This window comes from Mesorhizobium montanum, assembly GCF_033977145.1.
In the GTDB taxonomy this organism is placed as follows: domain Bacteria; phylum Pseudomonadota; class Alphaproteobacteria; order Rhizobiales; family Rhizobiaceae; genus Mesorhizobium; species Mesorhizobium montanum.
This window is the reverse complement of the sequence record NZ_JAVIJF010000003.1, coordinates 42,916-61,972: the sequence shown is the minus strand read 5'-3', so window position 1 is coordinate 61,972 and position 19,057 is coordinate 42,916. Positions and strand designations below refer to the sequence as shown.

The following is a 19,057-nucleotide window of genomic DNA, read 5'->3' as shown; positions in this document are numbered from 1 at the left end:
GCTCCTCGGTGCCCTGTTCAGCGGGCCTCGACCGGTTCGAGTTTTGCCGCGACGTCCAAACCGGACGCCATCGTCTTTCCTGACAGTGGATTCGCCGAGCCTGTTTGCTTGGGCGCCGACAATTGCGCGAAAGTCTGCTGCTGGCCGAGCCAGGCCAGATAATCCTGCTCGGTGTCGACCACCACGACGCCATGCATCAGCGGGTGCCCCTGGCCGCATAGCTCGGCGCAGAGGACTTGGAAGGTTCCGGTTCTGGTCGGGGTGAACCAGAAATAGCTGACCGAGCCCGGGATCATGTCCATCTTGGCGCGGAATTCCGGAATGTAGAAATCGTGCAAAACATCGATCGAGCGCAGCAGCACCTTGACCGGCTTACCGACCGGCAAGTGCAGGTCCGCCGCCTCGACCACGACGTCATCCTGGCCGTTAGGATCGCTGGGGATGACACCGAGCGGATTGTCGGCGGTGACGTCACGGGTGTCCGACGTGCCGAGCTTGCCGTCCTTGCCGGGCAGGCGGAAGCTCCACTGCCATTGCTGGCCGATCACTTCGATCTCGGTCGCGTCGCTTGGAACGTTGACGAAGCGGCTCCAGACGAACAGGCCGGGGACCAGCAAGGCGGTGACGCCAACCGCGGTGACGACGGTCAACCACCATTCTAGACGCCTGTTCTCCGGTTCATAGGCCGCGCGGTTGCCTTCGCGATGGCGGAAGCGGAACACGCAATAGGCCATGAAAAGCACGACGGCGCTGAAGACGACGCCGGTGATCCAGAAGCTGATGATGATGGTGTTGTCGATATAGTCCCAGTTCGAGGCAATCGGCGTCCACCACCATGGGCTCAGGAGGTGGAACAACACCGAGCCTACGACGACCAAAACGAGTACAAGCGCAATGGCCATGTCCCGTCCTCCGGTATTTCACCGGCGCGCGAAGCAGCCCAGGGAATACCAAGCCGCATCATGCTCGATTTCCGGTTGAAATTCCAGAGCCGACTATCTGATGGGGAGACGATGTCGTCCGCGCTGCAATTTCGGACGTCGGACAAACGCCTCAAATCAGCAGCAGGCCCTTCATCGAGGCGTTGCCCTTGCGTCCGATGATGATGTGATCGTGCACGGCGATGCCGAGCGGTTTGGCCGTATCGATGATCTGCTTGGTCATGTCGATGTCGGCGCGTGACGGCGTCGGGTCGCCGGAAGGATGGTTGTGCACCAGGATGACGGCGCTGGCGGACAGTTCCAGCGCCCGCTTCACCACCTCGCGCGGGTAGACCGGCGTGTGGTCGACGGTGCCGGTCTGCTGCACCTCGTCGGCGATCAGCCCGTTCTTCTTGTCGAGGAACAGGATGCGGAACTGCTCGCGCGCTTCGAAGGCCATGGCCGAGCGGCAATAGTCGAGTAACTGCGTCCAGTTGGACAGCACTTCGCGGCCGCGCACCTCGCCGCGCGCCATGCGCTGGGCCGTTGCGGCGATGACCTTCAGGTCGGTTGCCACGGCTGGCCCGATGCCTTTGACTTCCTCGAGCAGCGATGCCGGCGTGCCAAGCACTTCGGCCAGCGAGCCGAAGCGCGCGATCAGCGCCTTGGCGATCGGCTTGGTGTCGACGCGCGGGATCAGCCTGAAAAGCAGGAGCTCCAGCAGTTCATAGTCGGGCAGGGCGTCCGGTCCACCGGCGACAAAGCGTTCGCGCAGGCGGTCGCGATGACCGTGATAGTGGGGCTTGTCCTCCGTCGCCGCCTTTTTCAGGGACTTTTGTGGCGGTTCGATCCAGCCTTCGGAAAAGAATGCCCGCTCGTCCTCGACTTTGCCCATGCCTGCCCATCCCCCAAGGCTTCGACTGAAACCTAAGCCGGCAGGCCGGGGCGGTCGAGCTTTTTCGGCGACAGCGTGAAGATCTCGCAGCCTGCGTCGGTGACGCCGATCGTGTGCTCGTACTGCGCCGAGAGCGAGCGGTCGCGCGTGACCGCCGTCCAGCCGTCCGACAGCACCTTCACATGCGGCCGGCCGAGATTGATCATCGGCTCGACGGTAAAAATCATGCCGGGCCGCATCTCGACGCCTTCATCGGCGGTGCCGTAATGCAGGATGTTCGGCGCGTCGTGGAAAAGCTGGCCGACGCCGTGGCCGCAGAAATCGCGCACCACCGAGCAGCGCTCAGCCTCGGCATAGGTCTGGATCGCGGCGCCGATGGCGCCGGTGCGGGCGCCGGGCTTTATCGCGGCGATGCCGCGCATCAGGCACTCATAGGTCACCTCGAGCAGGCGCTCGGCGGCGCGCTTGATCGTGCCCACCGGGTACATGCGCGAGGAATCGCCGTGCCAGCCGTCGAGGATATAGGTGACGTCGATGTTGACGATGTCGCCTTCCTTCAGCGGCTTGTTGTCGGGAATGCCATGGCAGACGACGTGGTTGATCGAGGTGCAGGACGACTTGGTATAGCCGCGATAGTTCAGCGTTGCCGGCAGCGCGCCATGGTCCATGCCGAATTCGAAGACGAAGCGGTCGATGGCTTCCGTCGTCACGCCGGGCTTCACCATCGGCACAAGCTCGTCAAGGCAGCGCGCGGTGAGGTCGCAGGCCTTGCGCATGCCGGCAAAGCCTTCCTCGCCATAGAGGCGGATCTGTCCGGTATTGCGAAGGGGGGCCGTGGCGGCGTCGAGATAGGTAACCATTTTTGTCCGTTTTGCGGCGTTGGCTCCAAAGGAGCCGGATGCGAAAATCTGCCCCAGATTTGGCACCGGAAGCCGCAAGGTTCAAGGACGAAGTGCGGCGGAAGGGTTTGCCATGGCTTTCCCGGGCCATTCTGCGGGTCGCGTCGCCCTGTCACACAATGGTTATCCTGCGGCCTTAGTCAGGTTTTCCAGCCCCGGCGCTCGCCGGACTTCCCTCAGCTGCGATCAAAGACAGGTATCCCCATGCGCCAGACCGTTCTCGCCGCCATCTTGCTGGCATCCACCATGGCCGGCGCTTCCGCCGCCGACAGCACGCTGGTGCTCTACACCAGCCAGCCGAACACCGACGCCCAGCAGACGGTCGACGCCTTCATGGCGAAGAACCCGGGTGTCAAGGTCGACTGGGTGCGCGACGGCACGCCGAAAATCCTGGCCAAGCTGCATGCCGAGATCGAGGCCGGCCAGCCGCAGGCCGACGTGCTTCTGATCGCCGATATCGTGACCATGGAAGGCCTGAAGAAGGAAGGCCGGCTGCTTGCCTATCCGGAGGCGAAGATCGACGGCCTCGACGCCGCGCTCTACGACAAGGACAGGACCTATTTCTCGACCAAGCTGATCACCACCGGCATCGTCTACAACACCAAGGCGCCTTTCGTGCCGACCAGCTGGGAAGATTTGAAGAAGCCGGAAGCCAAGGGCCTCATTGCGATGCCCAGCCCGCTAACCTCGGGCGCGGCGATGATCCATACGGTGACGCTGACGGGCAACCTGCCGGAGGGCTGGGACTATTACGGCGCGCTGGCCAAGAACGGCGCCCAGGCCAGCGGCGGCAATGGCGACGTGCTGAAGGCCGTCAGCGGCGGTGACAAGCTGTTCGGCATGATCGTCGACTACATGCCGATCCGCGAGAAGGCCAAGGGCGCGCCGGTCGAGTTCGTCTTCCCGAAGGAAGGCGTGTCGGCCGTTACCGAGCCGGTCGCTATCCTCTCCACCGCCAAGAACAAGGACGCCGCCAAGGCCTTCGTCGATTTCCTCTTGTCGAAGGATGGGCAGGAAGTGGCCGCAAAGATGGGCTACATCCCGGCGCGCGCCGACGTCGCGCTGCCGGCCGGCTATCCGGACCGTGCCTCGATCAAGGTGCTCGATTATGATGCGGCGGCCGCGCTCGCAAACGATGCCCAGAACAAGGAAAAGTTCAGCGCGGTGATGAGCCAGTAAGCGGCCTGGGAGGCAATTTTGGCCTCCGCGGAAAATCGCGCCGTTCGGTCCAGCCTGGCGTTGCCGCGGTCCGGCGGCTCAGCGCCGTCAGGCCCGATATTCGGCCAGCGCATGTCGGCGCTGGCGGTTCTGCTGGTCATCGCCGTGCTCAGCCTGTTGCCGACGGCGCGTCTCGTGCTTGCGGCGATCGCGCCTGGCGGAGAGACCGATTTCGGCGCCTTCGCCGGGCGGCTTGCCAGCCCCGCCGCGCTCAAGGCGATGTGGCACACGCTGGACACGGCTTTTTTCGGCGCGCTGCTGGCGCTTTGCCTCGGCGTTCCGTTCGCCATCGCGGTGACGATGACCGATCTGCCGGGACGAAAGATCCTCGGCTTCCTTCTGCTGTTGCCGCTGATGATCGCGCCGCAGGTCACGGCGCTCGCCTGGCTGCATCTCTTCGGCCCGTCGAGCACGCTGCTCGGCATGCTTGGGCTGGCCCCTCCGCCCGGCAGCGGCAATCCGATGCTTGGCCGTGCCGGCATTATCCTTCTCTATGGCGTGCAGCACGCGCCGATCGTCTTCATCACCATGCGGGCGGGGCTGTCGCGCGTGCCGCGCGATCTGGTCGAGGCGGCTCGCTCCTGTGGCGCGCGGCCGCTCGCTGTGCTGCGAACCATCGTGCTGCCCGTCATGCGCCCCTATGTGGTGGCCGCCGCCGCGCTCGCGTTCGTCTCGGGTGTCGGCAATTTCGGCATACCGGCGCTGCTTGGCTTGCCGGTCAACTACCTCACGCTGCCAACCCTGATCTATCAGGACCTGTCGAGCTTCGGTCCGAGCGTCTTGCCGCAGATCGCGGCGCTGTCGGTGCTGGTCGGCGCCCTGGCGCTGGCCGGCATGGTCTTCCAGTCGCTGGCGTTGCGCGGAGCCGGGCATCGCATCGTCGCCGGCGCGCCGGTGCAATTCGAGCTCGGCCGCTCCTGCGCGCCGCTCGCCTGCGCCGGCTGGCTGGTCATCGGCCTGCTCCTCATTCTTCCGGCCTGCGCGTTGCTGGCGACGTCGCTGGTGCCGTCTTTCGGCGTGCCGCTCGGCCCGCGGACGGCAACGATCTCCAACTATACGGAAGTGCTTGTCCGGCAGGCGTCCACGGTGCGCGCTTTCCGCAATTCGCTGCTCTTTGCCGGCGGCGTTGCAGTGGTCCTTGCCCTTGGCGTCATTCCGACGGCCGCGCGGCTCGAGCGTTTCGATAAGCGCTGGCGGCGTGTACTCGGCGGTATCGTCGACCTGCCTTATACGATCCCCGGCGTGGTGCTGGCGATCGCCTGCATCCTTCTGTTCCTGCGGCCGCTGCCGCTGATCGGCAGCCTCTACGCGACCGCCTCGATCATCCTGGTCGCGTACGCGATGCGCTTCCTGACGCTGGCGATGAAACCGGTGACTACAGCGGTCGGGCAGATCCCGCGCGATCTCGAAGAGGCGGCGGCAGTGTCGGGCGCCGGCCCGTTCCGGCGGCTGTGGACCATCACCGCGCCGCTTGCGGCGCCCGCGGCCGTGGCGGGCGGTTTGCTGGTCTTCATGAGCGCCTTCAACGAACTGACGGTCTCGGCGCTGCTGTGGTCGAGCGGCAAGGAGACACTCGGCGTCGTGCTGTTCAGCCTGGAAGAGGCAGGGCTCGGCACGCAAGCGGCGGCGATCGCGGTGTCCACGATCGTCGTCGTGATCGTGCTGCTTCTGGCGCTCGACCGGTTCGGCCGCCGCCTGCCGGCAGGGGTTTTGCCCTGGCGGTAATCAGGCGCCCGGCACCACCCAGGCATCGGACACCGCGACATGCACGCGCTGGCCCACCGTCAGTGCCTCGGTGCTGTCGACCAGCAGATGCTGTCCGGGCTCGGCGAGCGCGAGCCGCACCTCGTGCACCGGGCCGCGATAGACGCTGTCCAGCACGGTTGCCGGCAGCCCTTCGGCCGCGATGCGCAAGGCTTCCGGGCGCAACAGGACCTTGACCGTGCCGGCCGGTTTGTCACGGCTGCGCGCAGCAAGCCGGTGGCCGGCGATATCGATGATCGAGGTCCGATCCCAATGGTCGACGGTGTTGCCCGAGATCAGGTTGCCGCGGCCGACGAAACCGGCAACCGCAACGTCGGCGGGAGAGCGATAGATTTCCTGCGGCGGCGCCGCCTGCAGCAGCCTGCCTTTGCTCATCACAACGACGCGGTCGGCCAGCGCCAGCGCCTCGGTCTGGTCATGCGTGACATAGACGATGGTCACGCCGGTGCGGCGATGGATATCGCGGAAGACATCGACCATTGCCGCGCGCAGATGCATGTCGAGATTGGCGAGCGGCTCGTCGAACAGGATAACGCCGGCCTCGGCGACCAGACAGCGGGCAAGCGCCACGCGCTGCCTCTGGCCACCCGACAGCTCGTCGATGCGGCGCTTTGCGAAGCCGCCGAGCCCGACGATATCGAGCACCGCCGCAACGCGGGCAGGGATGCCGGCAGAGGCCACGCGCCTCGCTTTCAGCGGATAGGCGACGTTTTCGGCGACATCCATGTGCGGCCACAGCGCATAGGATTGGAAAACGACGCCGATATTGCGAGCCTCCGGCGGCAGTTGGCGTTTCGGGTCGGCGACAAGCGCGTCGCCAAGGAACACACGGCCTTCGCTCGGCGCCTCGAAGCCCGCGATCAGCCGCAGCATCGTCGTCTTGCCGCAACCCGAGGGGCCGAGCAGCGCCGTGAAAGACCCCTCCGGAAAGTCCAGAGAAACGCCGTCCAGCGCGGTCGTGTCGCCATAGCGCTTGATGAGGGACTCGACCCGGATTTCGCTCATGCTTTGTCCACGACAGCTGCGCCGGCCCGGCAATACGTTGGAAATCCGGCATTGGCAATGCGCATCGAGGCGGCGCAGCGGGGCGCCGATCTGCCGCACCGCGGGGGTGTCGGTTCACCGCACTGAGGTCACATTCGTGCGCCAGAAGGCCGCCAAAGCAACTTTTCACATCGAACGGCGTTGCTAGGGCTACGCCAGTTCGGGAGACAGGGAATGGACAGACTGCAATTCGAGGTGCCGGTACGTATCATGCCGGCGCCCGGCCTGCCGGTCGAGGAAATCTACAGCGTCGAGCAGGCGCTCGATTTCCTGCAGGATTGGCCGAAGCGTCGCCAAGGCAAAGTCTATGACACTGCCTTCAATGCCTGCTTCGGGGCGACGGTCGATGTGGCCAGCACCGAGGAAGCCTGCCGGGCCTTCGCGGCCTTCTGCCGCATTAGCGGATTGCTGGCGAGGGATGCGATGTTTCCCGGTAAGCGTGGCAACGGCTTCAAAGCCTATCGTGAGGCCAGACTCTAAATCAGCGGCCCGGTTCAGCCGCCGAACGACACGCCCCGGTAGCGCATCCCTACCTGCACGCCGCGCACGATCACGCGCGACAGGATTTCCATGTCCAGCGGCATCTTCGGACGCCAGACGTCGAGGAGAAGAGCGACGCGCGGCTGATCCGAGTTGTTCATGACTTCGTGCTCGAAAGTGTCGTCCCACAGCATGCATTCGCCGTCGGCAATGCGCCTTTCCTCGTGGTTGACCATCATGATCGTTGCCGGGCGGCCATCCGCCTGTTTCGGGATGGCCAAGCCGAGATGGAACCGCATGATGCCGCGAAAGGGTCCGCGATGGGCGGGGATATGTTTGCGCGGGGCGAGAAACGAGACGGCCGCAGATTTGACCTCGGGACACTCCGTGAGCAGCCGGCTCAGCACCGGCATCCTCGCGAGGTTCTCCGGGATCGTCATGTCGTAGGCCTTGAGCACGAACATGCGCCAATCGAGACCGTCATTGGCTGAGATTTCGGCTTGCTCGGGCATGATGTCGTGGAAGCGCGGAACCTTGTTCAGCTTTACCGCGAGCGCCTCGTCGCGGATGCTCTGCCAGGCGGCGGCGAACTTCGCCGCATTGGGAAAATGCGTGCCGGTATCGAGAATCGCCGGTGCATCTATGCGCTTTTCATAGATACGGCGGACCAGACCGGTTCCTAGATCGTAGGCGCTCGACATCTCATTACCTCGACGACGCTGTTATATAGTGGGATATTGCTTGCGGCGATGGCTCACGGAGATTTGTTTGAGCCGTCAACGGCCGCTTGCTGGGTCTCCGATGCCAGCCGCGGGCCGGTGCCGACATCGATGATTTCGGGCCCGGTGGTGTCGATCGCGCCGTCCCAGCCGCCGCCAAGCGCCTTGTTGAGGGCGATATAGTCGGTGGCGATCGACACGCGGCTTTGCAGCAGCGAGTCCTCGGCCGAGTAGGCCGAACGCTCGGCATCCAGGACATCGAGAAGGCTTGCCTCGCCGGCCTTGTAGAGAGTGCGCTCCAGTTGCGCCGCGTCCGTGTAGGATTTCGTGGAGGACGCAAGTTTGCCATTCCTGATCCGCTCCTGCGCCAGCGACACGAGCGCGTTCTCGACATCCTCCAGCGCGGTCAGGACCGAAGCCTTGTAGGCAATGAAATACTGATCCCGCTGGGCGCGGGCGACATCGACGGCCGCCTCCAATCGCCCGGCGTTGAACAACGGCACGCTGAGCGACGGTCCGAACGACCAGCCGATGGTGGAGTTCTTGCCGAGATCGCCAAGCTTGAGGGCAGTGGTGCTGATGTCGCCGGTCAGGCTGACGCCCGGATAGCGCGCCGCCTCGGCCTGGCCGATCTTGGCGGTGTATTGCGCATATTGCCGCTCGGCCATGCGCACGTCCGGGCGAGTGAGCAGGATGTCGGCCGGAATGCCGGTCGGGATCGGCAGGCGCGGCGTCGGGATCGGCATAACTCGCTTCAACCGCTCGGCAAGGGCGGCCGGCGGCCGGCCGGTCAGCACCGAAAGCCGGTGCACGGCTTCGGCATAGTTCGCTTCCAGCGTCGGGATCTCCGCTTCGGTGCCGCTTGCCTGTCCCATGGCCTTGGCGACATCCGCCGCCGTCGCGGTGCCGGCCAGAGCCATCGTACGGGTAAGTTCGGCGGTCTGCCTTTGCGACGCGGCCGAACGCCGGGCGAGCGCGATGCGGGTCTGATAGCCACGCGCCTGGGCGTAGTTTGAGCCGACATCGCCGACCAAAGTCAAAAGGGTCTGGCGCAGGTTTTCCTCGGAAGCGTCCAGGCCGTAGCTGGCCGCCTCCACGCCCCTGCGGTTGGCACCGAAGAGGTCGAGTTCCCAACTGGCATCGAAGCCCGCCTGATACTGGCCATAGGTCTCGCTGGCTGAGGTGCCCGAGCTGCTTGCCGCGACCCTGTTGCGGGTGGCCGAGGCCGAACCGTCGGCGGACGGGAGCAATGTCGCGACCGACTGGCGATAGCTCGCCCGCGCTTCGCGGATCTTGGCCCTGGCGGTGGCAACGTCGAGATTGCCGGCAACCGCTTCGTCCACAAGCGCGTTCAGTTCGGGATCGCGCAGCCGCAGCCACCATTTCGACAATTGCGCCGACTTCGCCGCCTTCTGTCCGCTCCAACTCGCCGGCATCGCCAGCAGAGGCCTCTGGTAATCCGGACCGACGACGCATCCCGAAAGCAGGACAGCGGCAAACGCGGGCAAAAGCAATCCCGTCGCGGTCGCGAGACCGCGTTCAAAACCAATCATTTGAGAGAAACCTTTATTCCTGAGTGGCTGTGGCTTGCGTCCCGCCCGTATTCTCGTTGGCTGCCTTGCCCTTGAAGATGCGGCGCACCGTGACGAACAGAAGCGGCACCAGGAAGACGCCGATCACGGTCGCCGCGATCATGCCGCCCATGACACCGATGCCGACCGAGTTCTGCGCGCCGGAGCCCGCGCCGCTTGCGATCGCAAGCGGCGTGACGCCGAGGATGAAGGCCAGCGACGTCATCAGGATCGGCCGCAGGCGTTGTCGCGCGGCTTCAAGCGTCGCTTCGACCAATCCCATTCCGGCCGTCTGCCGCTCGATCGCGAACTCGACGATGAGGATGGCGTTCTTGGCGGCGAGACCGATCGTGGTCAGCAGCCCGACCTTGAAGTAGACGTCGTTGGTCTGCCCGAACAGGCTCGCCGCCGCCAGCGCGCCGAAGATGCCGATCGGCACCGACAGCATCACCGCGAACGGGATCGACCAGCTCTCATAGAGCGCGGCAAGGCAGAGGAAGACGACCAGCGCCGAAATCGCGTAGAGCGACATCGCCTGATTGCCCGAAAGCCTCTCCTGGTGCGACAGCCCTGTCCATTCATGCGAATACCCGGCGGGCAGTTGCGCGACCAGCCTGTCCATCTCGTCCATGGCCGCGCCCGAGCTTTGGCCTGCGGCCGCGGCACCCTGGATCTCGACCGCCGCCGATCCGTTATAGCGTTCGAGGCGGGGCGATCCGTACGTCCAGTGACTGGAGGCGAAGGCCGAGAACGGCACCATGGCGCCGCCAGAGTTGCGGACCTGCCATTTGTCCAGATCTTCCGGCTGCATGCGGAAGTCCGCGTCCGACTGCAGATAGACCGGCTTCACCCGCCCGCGATCGATGAAGTCGTTGACGTAGTCGCTGCCCCAGGCGGTCGAAAGCGTGTTGTTGATGTCGGCAAGGCTGATGCCCAGCGCGCTCGCCTTCTCCTGGTCGATATCGACCGAGAATTGCGGCTGGTCCTCCTGGCCATTGGGGCGGGTGTTGGCAAGCAGCTTGCTCTGCGCGGCCAGGCCGAGAAGCTGGTTGCGCGTCTGGATCAGCGCATCATGGCCGGCGCCGTTGACGTCCTGCAGGTAGAAGTCGAAGCCGTTGGTGTTGCCGAAGCCCTGGATGGCGGGCGGGGCGAGCGCGAAGACCTGCGCGTCCCTGATCTTGGAGAAGGCGCCCATGGCGCGGCCGGCGACCGCTTGCGCGGCTAAAGCCGGCGATTTGCGCTGGTCGAAATCCTTCATCCGCACGAAGGCGATGCCGACATTCTGTCCGGCGCCGCCAAAGCCGAAGCCGGAAGCGGTGAACACACCTTCGACCGCGTCTTTCTCTTCGTTCAGATAGTGGTCGGTCACCTCAGCCAGCACGCGCTCGGTGCGGTCCTGCGTCGCGCCAACGGGCAGCGATGCGCTGGTGATGAGAATGCCTTGGTCCTCGTCCGGCAGGAACGAGCTCGGCAGGCGGGCAAACATCCAGCCCATGGCGATGACGATGGCCAGGAACACGACGAGGAAGCGCCAGGACCGGTTGATGATGCCGTGCGAGCCGTCGCGGTAGGCGATCGTGCCGCGATCGAAGACGCGGTTGAACCAGCCGAACGGACCTTTCTGCGTCGCATGGTCCTTGGCCGGGCGCAGGATCGTGGCGCAGAGCGCCGGCGTCAGCACCAGCGCCACCAGCACCGAGAGCACCATCGCCGAGACGATGGTGACCGAGAATTGTCGGTAGATGATGCCGGTGGAACCGCCGAAGAAGGCCATCGGCACAAACACGGCCGACAGCACGGTGGCTATGCCGATCAGCGCGCCGGTGATCTCGTTCATCGATTTGCGCGTCGCCTCTTTCGGCGGCAGGCCTTCCTCCTGCATCACGCGTTCGACATTCTCGACCACGACGATGGCGTCGTCGACGAGCAGACCGATGGCCAGCACCATGGCGAACATGGTCAGCGTGTTGATCGAATAGCCGAAGAAAGAGAGCACGCCGAATGTGCCGAGCAGAACCACCGGCACGGCGATCGTCGGGATGATGGTGGCGCGCAGGTTCTGCAGGAACAGAAACATCACCAGAAACACCAGTACGATCGCTTCGGCGAGCGTCTTCACCACTTCCTCGATCGACAGGCGCACGAACGGCGAGGTGTCATACGGGTAGACGACCTCGACGCCCTGCGGGAAGGTCGAGCTCAGGCGATTGATCGTCGCGCGCACTGCCTCGGCGGTGCTGATGGCGTTGGCGCCTGTCGCCAGGTTGATGGCGACGCCGGCGGCCGGCTTGCCGTTGTAGTGGGCCGATGTGGTGTAGCTTTCAGCACCGATCTCGACCTTGGCGACATCGTTCAGCCGTACCAGCGAGCCGTCGGTGTTGCTTTTGAGGATGATGTTGCGGAACTGCTCGGCGGTCTGCAGCCGGCTCTTGGCCGTCACGGTGGCATTGAGCTGCTGGCCCTTGCGAGCCGGCAGGCCGCCGAGCTGGCCGGCCGAAACCTGCGTGTTCTGCGCCTCGATCGCCGTTGCGACATCGCTCGGCATCAGCGCATATTGCGCCAGCTTGTCGGGGTCGAGCCAGATGCGCATGGCGTAGCCCGAGCCGAAGAGCTGGGTCGAGCCGACGCCTTCGACGCGCTTCAGCGTGTCGTTGACTGTGCTGTCGACATAGTCGGCGAGGTCGGTCGAGTTCATCTTGCCGTCGCTGGAGACGAAGCCGATGACCATCAGGAAGCCGGTCGAGGATTTGGAAACGGTGATGCCGTTGCTTTGGACGACCTGCGGCAGTTGCGACTGCACCAACTGCAGCTTGTTCTGCGTCTGCACCTGGGCAGTGTCGGGATTGGCGGCGCTGGTGAAGGTCAGCGTGATCGTGGCCGAACCGGTCGAGGTCGACGTCGCCGTCATGTAATCGAGATTGTCGATACCGGTCATGCCCTGTTCGATGACCTTGGTCACCGAGTTTTCGACAGTCTGGGCATCGGCGCCGGGGTAGCTGGCGCTGATGTTGACGGTGGTGGGCGCGATCTGCGGATATTGCGAGATCGGCAGCGATTGCAGCGCCAGCAGCCCGCCCAGCATGATCACGATGGCGATCACCCAGGCGAAGATCGGCCGGTTGATGAAGAAACCCGACATCGCTTCAGTTCCCGGTTGCGCCAGAGGCTGGTTGCTTTGCGGCGCCGGTGGCGCTGCCGCCGGCGGGTGCTGTCGAGGCGGAGTTCTGCTCGCGGTCCTTGATCTCGCCTGTCGTCTCGTCGATCGTCACCTCAGCAGCGGTTGCGTCGCCGCCGGCGCGCACCAGTTGCAGGCCCTCGACGATGACGCGGTCGCCGTCGTTGACGCCGGAATCGACCAGCCAGTTGCTGCCGACGCTGTTGCGCACGCTGAGCACGCGCTGCTCGACCTTGCCCTGGCCATTGACCACCATGGCCGTCGCCTGGCCTTTTGGGTCGCGGGTGACGCCGCGCTGCGGCACAAGGAAGCTGTTCTGCGCGACGCCTTCCTCGACGATGGCGCGCACATACATGCCGGGCAGCAGCAGGCGGTCGGGATTGGGGAACTGGGCTCTCAGCGCGAAGGTGCCGGTGGACTGGTCGACATTGGCGCCGGCGAATTCCATCTTGCCGTTCTGCGCATAGATAGTGCCGTTGTCGAGCTTCAGCTTGACGCTGACGTTGGGGCCGCTGAACTTCAGCCGGCCCTCATTGATCGCCTGGCGCAAATTGAGCAGGTTGGTGCTCGACTGCGTGACATCGACATTGATCGGATCGAGCGAGCGAATGGTGGTCAGCACCGTTTCCTGGTTGGCTGTGACCAGCGCTCCGGGCGTCAATGTCGATTTGTCGATCCGGCCGGCAATCGGCGCGGTGATCGAGGTGCGGTTGAGGCTGATGCGCGCGGTCTCGGCGCTGGCGTTGGCCGATGCGACATCGGCTTGAGCCTGCGCCAGCGTCGCGGCGGCATCGTCGTAATCCTGCTTCGAGACCACGTTCTGCTTCAGCAGCCCGGAATAACGATCGAACTTCGCCTGGGCGGTCGGCACCGCGGCTTCCGCCTTTTGCTGCGCGGCGACGGCGCTGTCATAGGCGGCCTGATAGCTTGCCGGATCGATGAGATAGAGCGGCTGCCCCGCCACGACCTCGGCGCCTTCCTGGAACAGGCGCTGTTGGATGATGCCGTCGACCTGCGGGCGCACCTCGGCGATGAGCGAGGCCGCCGTGCGGCCAGGCAGCTCAGCGGTGATGGCGACCGACTGCGGATGCAGCGTGACCACGCCGACCTCAGGCCGGCCGACGCCTCCCATGCCTGGCGGAACCTGGCTCTTCTCCTGCGAACAGGCAGCCAGAAGCAAGGCACCCAATACCGCCAGGGTCGCTTGACGGCGTGTCGGCAGGAAAGGCTGGCAGGTTGGAATGTGCATGGTCGGGATCATCTTTCGCTGGAGTTGCTGTGGCAGCCTGATGGCCGACGGGGGGACCCATTGCTGCGCTATCCGGCGCCGCACCCCGGTCGGACAAATGTTGGACAAGCAGGGAAGGACGAGGAAAGCGGCCGTTGATCGCGGCCGCGACAGGCCACCGCTTCTGGACGACGGAGTGCCGCGGCTGGGCATCGAGCAACGCGTCGAAGCGGCTCATGTCTCGCTCCTTCTCCCCAGCCGATCGGCAATCGACAACGGGATCGAATGCCGGGCCGCGATGCCCACGGGTATCAGTATGCCGATCCACGGCAATAAGCCAAGGGTCTTGCTTGCCGCCGGCGCGCCTTCCGTACCGCCAATCGACATGAGGGTTCCTCCATGAAAACCCAAACTTATGCGATTTTCTGATCATGTTTTTTCGAGGTTTGCCGACAGGGCCGGGAGTGAACCCGGCCGGCCCTTGAACGGGTGGGTCAGCGGGCCGGCCGGCGCAGCCGGTCAGAGTTGCTCGCCACCCCGGGGTAGGGGTGGAGGGAGCTGTCCGCCGTGATCGGGCAGACTTCCGGGGCCGGCTGCATCCGGCGGATCACCCCATGGACCGGGGGGCGGGCCGTGCGGCCGATCCGCCGAAGCAAGGATTTCGAGCTGCTCGGGCGTCAGCTTGGCGCGCAGCACGGCGATGGCGTCCTTGAGCTTCGCGGCCGAGGCGGCGCGTTTGGTCACCTCGTCGGCCAGCCTTTCCTGGAAGGCGAAGGGGTCATGCTTTGCCTGATCGGGCTTGCCGCCGGCATCCGCGTCGTCCGGCGCGCGGCCGGCTGGGCCGAAATCGGGCCGCGGTGGCGGCGCCAGCACCGCTTGCAGCGCGCTGGTATAGTCGCGCCAGGCGTCGAGCTGTTCGGAGCGGATGCCGATCCGGGTCTCGAGCGCGGCGAGCCGGGCCGCTAGAAACTCCGGCGGCGGACCCATGCGGCGAGGGCCGAAGTCCTCGGGGCCGTGCCGCATCGCCCAGCGCGGGCCATGCCACGGCATGGGGCCGGGGCCGGCATCGTCCTGCCGGCCGATTGCCGGCGGCTCGTCGCCGGGCGCGGCGCCGGGCTCGGGCTGCGCGGCGAACACGGGATGGATGGCCGCGACCGAGAACAGCCCGAGCGCTAAAAGTCTGCTTCGCATGACGTGATCCTTTTTCCTGCATGCTTCGGATGCGCTGGAGGATAGGAAGCGTCTTTTGCCGCTTTGCTTCGGCGCGTTGCTGAAGGTTTCCGAAAAAAGGAGATTTGTTTCCGAATGTTTCCGGCGGCTTTGCGGAAACGTTCCGTTGCAATTTTCCATGCCGCTCAGCGGCGTCGCTGCCTATATTCACAATCGAAAAGACAAGCAGGCGAGGCGGGCGGGCGAAGAGTGCAGGCACAATCCCATATACTTGTCGTCGATGACGACCGCGAGATCAGGACCCTGCTCGGGCGTTATCTGGACGGCCAGGGATTTCGCGTCTCGGTGGCGGCGGACCGGCGCGAATGCGAGCATAAGCTCGGCTCCGGTCAGTTCGACCTGATCGTGCTCGACGTCATGCTGCCGGATGGTTCGGGGCTCGACATCTGCCGCTCGCTGCGCGATCGCAAGCCGCATATCCCGGTCATCCTGCTGACCGCACTGAAGGAAGATGTCGACCGCATCATTGGTCTCGAGCTTGGCGCCGACGACTATCTCGGCAAGCCGTTCAATCCGCGCGAGCTCTCGGCCCGCATCCGCGCGGTGCTCAGGCGCTCGGCGCCGGAGCAAGCCGCTCCGCCCAAGGTGCGCGTCTACCGTTTCGCCGGCTACCGGCTTGAGCCGGACACGCGCAAGGTGATCGATGCAGACGGCTCAACGATCGATCTCACCGGCGCCGAGTTCGACCTTCTGCAGGTTTTTCTCGATCGGCCGGGGCGGCTGTTGTCACGCGACCAGTTGCTCGACCTGACGCAAGGGCGCGAACGCGATCCGCTTGAGCGTTCCGTCGATGTCCTGATGAGCCGGCTGCGAAAGAAGTTTGCCGAGGCGGGCGAAGCGGCTCTCTTCAAGACCGTGCGCAACGGTGGCTACCAGCTCACCGCGCGCGTCGAGACGGCGGAGGCCGAGACATGACCTCGCTGCGCCGGCGGCTGATCATCCTGCTCGTCGTTTCGATCCTCGGCGTTGTCGGCCTCGCGACGTTCGTTGCGGTCAAGGTGCTTGGCGGTCCGTCGCCCGAGCTGATCATGGGTCCGCTCGCGCATCAGATCCAGTATATGGTGCAACTGGTTCCCGGCCGCGCGCAGACCGCGGGCGACGCCCTGATCACCGTCAGGGACAGTCCGGCCCCCGGCATCGAGGACGGCAAGCACACGCGCGTGCTGAACGAAATCCTCCAGCAAGACGGCCTCGATGTTTCGGCTGTCGTGACTCGCAATGCCGGCCGGCCTGGCATGGTCGCTTCCGTCGCATTGCCCGGCAATCGCTGGATGATCGTCGACGTTCCCGATTTCGGCCCACCGCGCGATGTCTGGTACGGGCTGGTGGGCTGGATGGCGCTGATCGTGCTCGGCGCTACTCCGGTGTCGATCTATTTCACCGGCGTGCTGGTGCGGCCGCTCGAAATGCTCGAGACCGCTGTCAGCAAGATCGGATCGGACGGCATGCTGGCGGGTGTTCCAGAAAAAGGGCCGGCAGAAGTCAGGGCGACGGCGCGCGCGCTCAATGAGCTTTCGGAGAGGCTGAAGACCGCGATGGAGAGCCGCATGCGCCTGGTCGCCGCCGCCGGCCATGACCTGCGGACGCCGATGACCAGGATGCGGCTCAGGGCCGAATTTCTCGACGAAGACCGCGAGAAATGGCTGAGCGATCTCGACGAACTCGACCGCATCGCCGACAGCGCCATCCGCCTGGTGCGCGAGGAGGTCAACCAGGATGCGGTCGAGCCGCTGAAGCTGGACAGGCTGGTCCGCGATATCGAGGCCGAGATGGTTTCGCTCGGTCACGCGGTCTCGATCGATCATCTGGACAAGGTTTCGGTCAAAGCCGGCGCGCTGGGCCTGCGGCGCGCGCTGCGCAACCTGATCGTCAATGCGGCGACGCATGGCAAGGGCTGCACGGTTTCGCTCGCCACGCAGGGCGGCCGGGCGGTTCTCACCATCGCTGATCGCGGGCCCGGCATCCCGCCGGATCTTCTGAACAAGGCATTCGAGCCGTTCTTCCGCGTCGATCCCGCCCGTACGCAGTTCATCCCGGGCGCCGGTCTCGGCCTCGCCATCGCCAAGGAAATCATCGAACGCTATGGCGGAACGATCACGCTGGAGAACAGGCCGGGAGGAGGGCTGCAGCAGACCGTGGTTTTTGCAATAGCTTAGTGGCGGCCAACCCCGTTCGTCCTCTTGTGAGTGTGGCCGATGTCGCTCGCTGCATCGTGACAGCGCGACCGTTGCGAAACGGCGTCGCAAGATGCGAATTTGCGATGCAATGGTTTGCGAGGATGCCACCATGCCCATAGGCAAGATTGTGTTTTGCGCGTCAGCGATGGTCGTCGCTGCTACAAATTTCGCCAATGCCCGGCCGGACACGCGCAAGATGAGCTGCGCGCAGACCCAGGCCCTGATCCAGAGCCAGCATGCCGCGGTGCTGAGCACCGGGCCGAACACCTATGATCGCTATGTCCGCCAGTTCGGCAATGAGTGCGATGCCCCTTATGTCCCGATGGTTGACTATGTCCCCGCAAGTGACGGCCCGTGCGTCGTCTACCGATGCGATGAGCCGTCGCCTCAAGTTCCGCCTTGATAAGGTGAGAAGCGATGCACGCTCGCAGCTGCCGAATCTGGGCCGCTGCGTGCTGTTCGCGGCACGGTCCGGTCAATGCCGGTCACTTGACCTTCTTAATCTCCGGAGCCGGCGTCTGGTCCGCGGGCGGAGCCGGTGTGCAGTCCGGACCCTTGCAGTCGAGCACGTGGTCTTCGGCCGGGGGCAGGCAATTTTGCCCCTCGCAGTGAATGGCCGGCTGCTGTTGCGTTGCGTCGCCGTTCGACTGAGCCGGCTGATCCTCGGCGCGGACGGGCTGCAGCCCCGCCAGTCCGGTTATTGCCGCGCATAAGAGCGCTGTGCGAAGCAAGTTCATTCTCGCCTCCACGGCTGGGAGCAAAGAAGAACTTTATACTTTCGGGTCGAAGCCGACATCCCGTCAACCGCGAACGACGTTAACAGCGCGTTTCTGCTCACGCCTGATTGGACAGCCCAGATATCAAGGCGAGACTTATTTGAACCAGCTCATGATGCGATCGATCCTTCCCGGAGAAGTGGTGGAGCAAACGACCCTGAAACTTGTGGCCTGATCGCTCGTAAATGCCTCCGCAAGCGGACGCGAGTAGATGGCCGTCTTCCCGTCCTCGGAGATGGTTCCGCTGGTTTTGACAATGCGAGGCGCCGTGACAGCGCCGATTGACCATCTTCGCCAACAGGAGGGTCTCCATAGTCTCAGCCATCGGATCATTCCATAAGCGTCGTAAAGCAGGGATGAAAGCGTTCAATGCTTAAGCATATCCCGGTTGAAGGTGATGCTAGGTGGCCTCCACCCACCACTTCCCGGCATAGCCAAGGATGCCTCACGGAAACTCCGCTCGGCCGTGGCGGTATAGATGCCGTCATTGGCGAAGCGGTCCCAGAGAATGAAGCCAATGATCAGCGCGATCACGACAAGAGGCCAACGCATCGGCACCTCCCTCAAGAGTACCGAGCGATATTATCTGCCTGCGGCCAGCAAAATACAAGCTAGTGCTAATATAACGCCGGTGCGAGGCTTATGAGCCCGGCTGCTTCGGCGGCCGGGCTTTTGCAATCAAGGGAACGAGGATCTGGGGTAGCCGGTTAAGTGGATATGCCAAGCAAGGTCAAAGAACCACAACCGAAGCCGAACCAGAGGAAGCCGCCACCTGCCGGTCGTCCAGGCAAGGAAACATCACCAGAGCCCGACCATGTCGACCCGCCACCGCGAGACGTGAGAGAGGCACCGGCACCAAATCCTAACGGCGATAAGAAGTCCTGAGCGAGCGATGTCCTTTTCGTAAGGGTCAAACGTACTCGCCATTCCCTCCCCCAAGTGCGCGACCTCACGTCCAAAA

Annotated in this window: 18 protein-coding genes; 7 read left to right on the top strand and 11 right to left on the bottom strand. The window is 64.5% G+C overall.

The window, feature by feature from the left end:
* Nucleotides 1–17 precede the first annotated feature (17 nt).
* The 3 genes from RFM68_RS04690 to map form a co-directional block, all read right to left on the bottom strand.
* A complete protein-coding gene (locus RFM68_RS04690; RefSeq protein ID WP_320231540.1) occupies nt 18–902 on the bottom strand; it encodes a cytochrome c oxidase subunit II in 885 nt (294 codons plus the stop codon).
* A 151-nt stretch (nt 903–1,053) separates the two neighbouring features.
* The gene (gene radC / locus RFM68_RS04685; protein WP_320231539.1) at nt 1,054–1,815 is read right to left on the bottom strand and encodes a RadC family protein; all 762 of its coding nucleotides are present in this window, start codon (nt 1,813–1,815) and stop codon (nt 1,054–1,056) included.
* Nucleotides 1,816–1,847: 32 nt separating this feature from the next.
* Nucleotides 1,848–2,675, bottom strand: a complete 828-nt coding sequence (gene map / locus RFM68_RS04680) for a type I methionyl aminopeptidase (protein ID WP_320231538.1) — start codon at nt 2,673–2,675, stop codon at nt 1,848–1,850.
* Nucleotides 2,676–2,918: 243 nt separating this feature from the next.
* Between map and RFM68_RS04675 the strand changes: the two genes are divergently transcribed.
* Both RFM68_RS04675 and RFM68_RS04670 read left to right on the top strand, forming a co-directional pair.
* Entirely contained in the window at nt 2,919–3,893 is a 975-nt protein-coding gene (locus RFM68_RS04675) for an ABC transporter substrate-binding protein (protein WP_320231537.1), read from the top strand.
* A gap of 111 nt (nt 3,894–4,004) precedes the next feature.
* On the top strand, nt 4,005–5,657 hold the full coding sequence (locus RFM68_RS04670) for an ABC transporter permease (protein ID WP_320231834.1): 1,653 nt from the start codon (nt 4,005–4,007) through the stop codon (nt 5,655–5,657).
* Here the strand turns inward: RFM68_RS04670 and RFM68_RS04665 are convergent, their stop codons facing one another.
* Entirely contained in the window at nt 5,658–6,701 is a 1,044-nt protein-coding gene (locus tag RFM68_RS04665; protein WP_320231536.1) for an ABC transporter ATP-binding protein, read from the bottom strand.
* Between the two features lie 213 nt (nt 6,702–6,914).
* Here RFM68_RS04665 and RFM68_RS04660 point away from each other — a divergent pair, with 213 nt between their 5' ends.
* Nucleotides 6,915–7,220: a DUF982 domain-containing protein gene (locus RFM68_RS04660; protein WP_320231535.1), complete on the top strand. Its 306-nt coding sequence runs from the start codon at nt 6,915–6,917 to the stop codon at nt 7,218–7,220.
* A 14-nt stretch (nt 7,221–7,234) separates the two neighbouring features.
* Here the strand turns inward: RFM68_RS04660 and RFM68_RS04655 are convergent, their stop codons facing one another.
* The 4 genes from RFM68_RS04655 to RFM68_RS04640 are packed head-to-tail and all read right to left on the bottom strand — an operon-like array spanning nt 7,235 to nt 13,934.
* A complete protein-coding gene (locus tag RFM68_RS04655; protein ID WP_320231534.1) occupies nt 7,235–7,921 on the bottom strand; it encodes an aspartyl/asparaginyl beta-hydroxylase domain-containing protein in 687 nt (228 codons plus the stop codon).
* 53 nt (nt 7,922–7,974) lie between these two features.
* Nucleotides 7,975–9,492: an efflux transporter outer membrane subunit gene (locus RFM68_RS04650; protein ID WP_320231533.1), complete on the bottom strand. Its 1,518-nt coding sequence runs from the start codon at nt 9,490–9,492 to the stop codon at nt 7,975–7,977.
* 13 nt (nt 9,493–9,505) lie between these two features.
* Nucleotides 9,506–12,649, bottom strand: a complete 3,144-nt coding sequence (locus RFM68_RS04645) for an efflux RND transporter permease subunit (protein ID WP_320231532.1) — start codon at nt 12,647–12,649, stop codon at nt 9,506–9,508.
* A 4-nt stretch (nt 12,650–12,653) separates the two neighbouring features.
* Nucleotides 12,654–13,934: an efflux RND transporter periplasmic adaptor subunit gene (locus tag RFM68_RS04640; protein ID WP_320231531.1), complete on the bottom strand. Its 1,281-nt coding sequence runs from the start codon at nt 13,932–13,934 to the stop codon at nt 12,654–12,656.
* On the opposite strand from RFM68_RS04640, the gene RFM68_RS04635 reads away from it, so the two are divergent.
* Nucleotides 13,933–14,316: a hypothetical protein gene (locus RFM68_RS04635; RefSeq protein WP_320231530.1), complete on the top strand. Its 384-nt coding sequence runs from the start codon at nt 13,933–13,935 to the stop codon at nt 14,314–14,316. The genes RFM68_RS04640 and RFM68_RS04635 overlap by 2 nt on opposite strands.
* 116 nt (nt 14,317–14,432) lie before the next feature.
* Here RFM68_RS04635 and RFM68_RS04630 read toward each other — a convergent pair whose 3' ends face one another.
* Nucleotides 14,433–15,104, bottom strand: coding sequence for a hypothetical protein (locus RFM68_RS04630; RefSeq protein WP_320231529.1), 672 nt, complete (start codon nt 15,102–15,104; stop codon nt 14,433–14,435).
* Nucleotides 15,105–15,332: 228 nt separating this feature from the next.
* Between RFM68_RS04630 and RFM68_RS04625 the strand changes: the two genes are divergently transcribed.
* The 3 genes from RFM68_RS04625 to RFM68_RS04615 all read left to right on the top strand — a co-directional run bounded on the left by RFM68_RS04625 (nt 15,333) and on the right by RFM68_RS04615 (nt 17,723).
* Nucleotides 15,333–16,058 (top strand): response regulator, encoded by a 726-nt coding sequence (locus RFM68_RS04625; RefSeq protein ID WP_320231528.1) that lies wholly within the window; start codon nt 15,333–15,335, stop codon nt 16,056–16,058.
* Nucleotides 16,055–17,299 (top strand): ATP-binding protein, encoded by a 1,245-nt coding sequence (locus tag RFM68_RS04620; RefSeq protein WP_320231527.1) that lies wholly within the window; start codon nt 16,055–16,057, stop codon nt 17,297–17,299. The genes RFM68_RS04625 and RFM68_RS04620 overlap by 4 nt, the downstream gene beginning before the upstream one ends.
* A gap of 130 nt (nt 17,300–17,429) precedes the next feature.
* Nucleotides 17,430–17,723, top strand: coding sequence for a hypothetical protein (locus tag RFM68_RS04615; RefSeq protein ID WP_320231526.1), 294 nt, complete (start codon nt 17,430–17,432; stop codon nt 17,721–17,723).
* Nucleotides 17,724–17,805: 82 nt separating this feature from the next.
* Here RFM68_RS04615 and RFM68_RS04610 read toward each other — a convergent pair whose 3' ends face one another.
* Both RFM68_RS04610 and RFM68_RS04605 read right to left on the bottom strand, forming a co-directional pair.
* A complete protein-coding gene (locus tag RFM68_RS04610) occupies nt 17,806–18,057 on the bottom strand; it encodes a hypothetical protein (protein ID WP_320231525.1) in 252 nt (83 codons plus the stop codon).
* Nucleotides 18,058–18,462: 405 nt separating this feature from the next.
* Nucleotides 18,463–18,648, bottom strand: coding sequence for a hypothetical protein (locus RFM68_RS04605; protein WP_320231524.1), 186 nt, complete (start codon nt 18,646–18,648; stop codon nt 18,463–18,465).
* Between the last annotated feature and the right edge of the window lie 409 nt (nt 18,649–19,057).

What these genes read in the sequence shown, in the direction of transcription:
- RFM68_RS04690 (WP_320231540.1), bottom strand. Translation starts at nt 902, where the DNA reads ATGGCCATTGCGCTTGTACTCGTTTTGGTCGTCGTAGGCTCGGTGTTG.
- radC (WP_320231539.1), bottom strand. Translation starts at nt 1,815, where the DNA reads ATGGGCAAAGTCGAGGACGAGCGGGCATTCTTTTCCGAAGGCTGGATC.
- map (WP_320231538.1), bottom strand. Translation starts at nt 2,675, where the DNA reads ATGGTTACCTATCTCGACGCCGCCACGGCCCCCCTTCGCAATACCGGA.
- RFM68_RS04675 (WP_320231537.1), top strand. Translation starts at nt 2,919, where the DNA reads ATGCGCCAGACCGTTCTCGCCGCCATCTTGCTGGCATCCACCATGGCC.
- RFM68_RS04670 (WP_320231834.1), top strand. Translation starts at nt 4,005, where the DNA reads ATGTCGGCGCTGGCGGTTCTGCTGGTCATCGCCGTGCTCAGCCTGTTG.
- RFM68_RS04665 (WP_320231536.1), bottom strand. Translation starts at nt 6,701, where the DNA reads ATGAGCGAAATCCGGGTCGAGTCCCTCATCAAGCGCTATGGCGACACG.
- RFM68_RS04660 (WP_320231535.1), top strand. Translation starts at nt 6,915, where the DNA reads ATGGACAGACTGCAATTCGAGGTGCCGGTACGTATCATGCCGGCGCCC.
- RFM68_RS04655 (WP_320231534.1), bottom strand. Translation starts at nt 7,921, where the DNA reads ATGTCGAGCGCCTACGATCTAGGAACCGGTCTGGTCCGCCGTATCTAT.
- RFM68_RS04650 (WP_320231533.1), bottom strand. Translation starts at nt 9,492, where the DNA reads ATGATTGGTTTTGAACGCGGTCTCGCGACCGCGACGGGATTGCTTTTG.
- RFM68_RS04645 (WP_320231532.1), bottom strand. Translation starts at nt 12,649, where the DNA reads ATGTCGGGTTTCTTCATCAACCGGCCGATCTTCGCCTGGGTGATCGCC.
- RFM68_RS04635 (WP_320231530.1), top strand. Translation starts at nt 13,933, where the DNA reads ATGGTCGGGATCATCTTTCGCTGGAGTTGCTGTGGCAGCCTGATGGCC.
- RFM68_RS04640 (WP_320231531.1), bottom strand. Translation starts at nt 13,934, where the DNA reads ATGCACATTCCAACCTGCCAGCCTTTCCTGCCGACACGCCGTCAAGCG.
- RFM68_RS04630 (WP_320231529.1), bottom strand. Translation starts at nt 15,104, where the DNA reads ATGCGAAGCAGACTTTTAGCGCTCGGGCTGTTCTCGGTCGCGGCCATC.
- RFM68_RS04620 (WP_320231527.1), top strand. Translation starts at nt 16,055, where the DNA reads ATGACCTCGCTGCGCCGGCGGCTGATCATCCTGCTCGTCGTTTCGATC.
- RFM68_RS04615 (WP_320231526.1), top strand. Translation starts at nt 17,430, where the DNA reads ATGCCCATAGGCAAGATTGTGTTTTGCGCGTCAGCGATGGTCGTCGCT.
- RFM68_RS04610 (WP_320231525.1), bottom strand. Translation starts at nt 18,057, where the DNA reads ATGAACTTGCTTCGCACAGCGCTCTTATGCGCGGCAATAACCGGACTG.
- RFM68_RS04605 (WP_320231524.1), bottom strand. Translation starts at nt 18,648, where the DNA reads ATGCGTTGGCCTCTTGTCGTGATCGCGCTGATCATTGGCTTCATTCTC.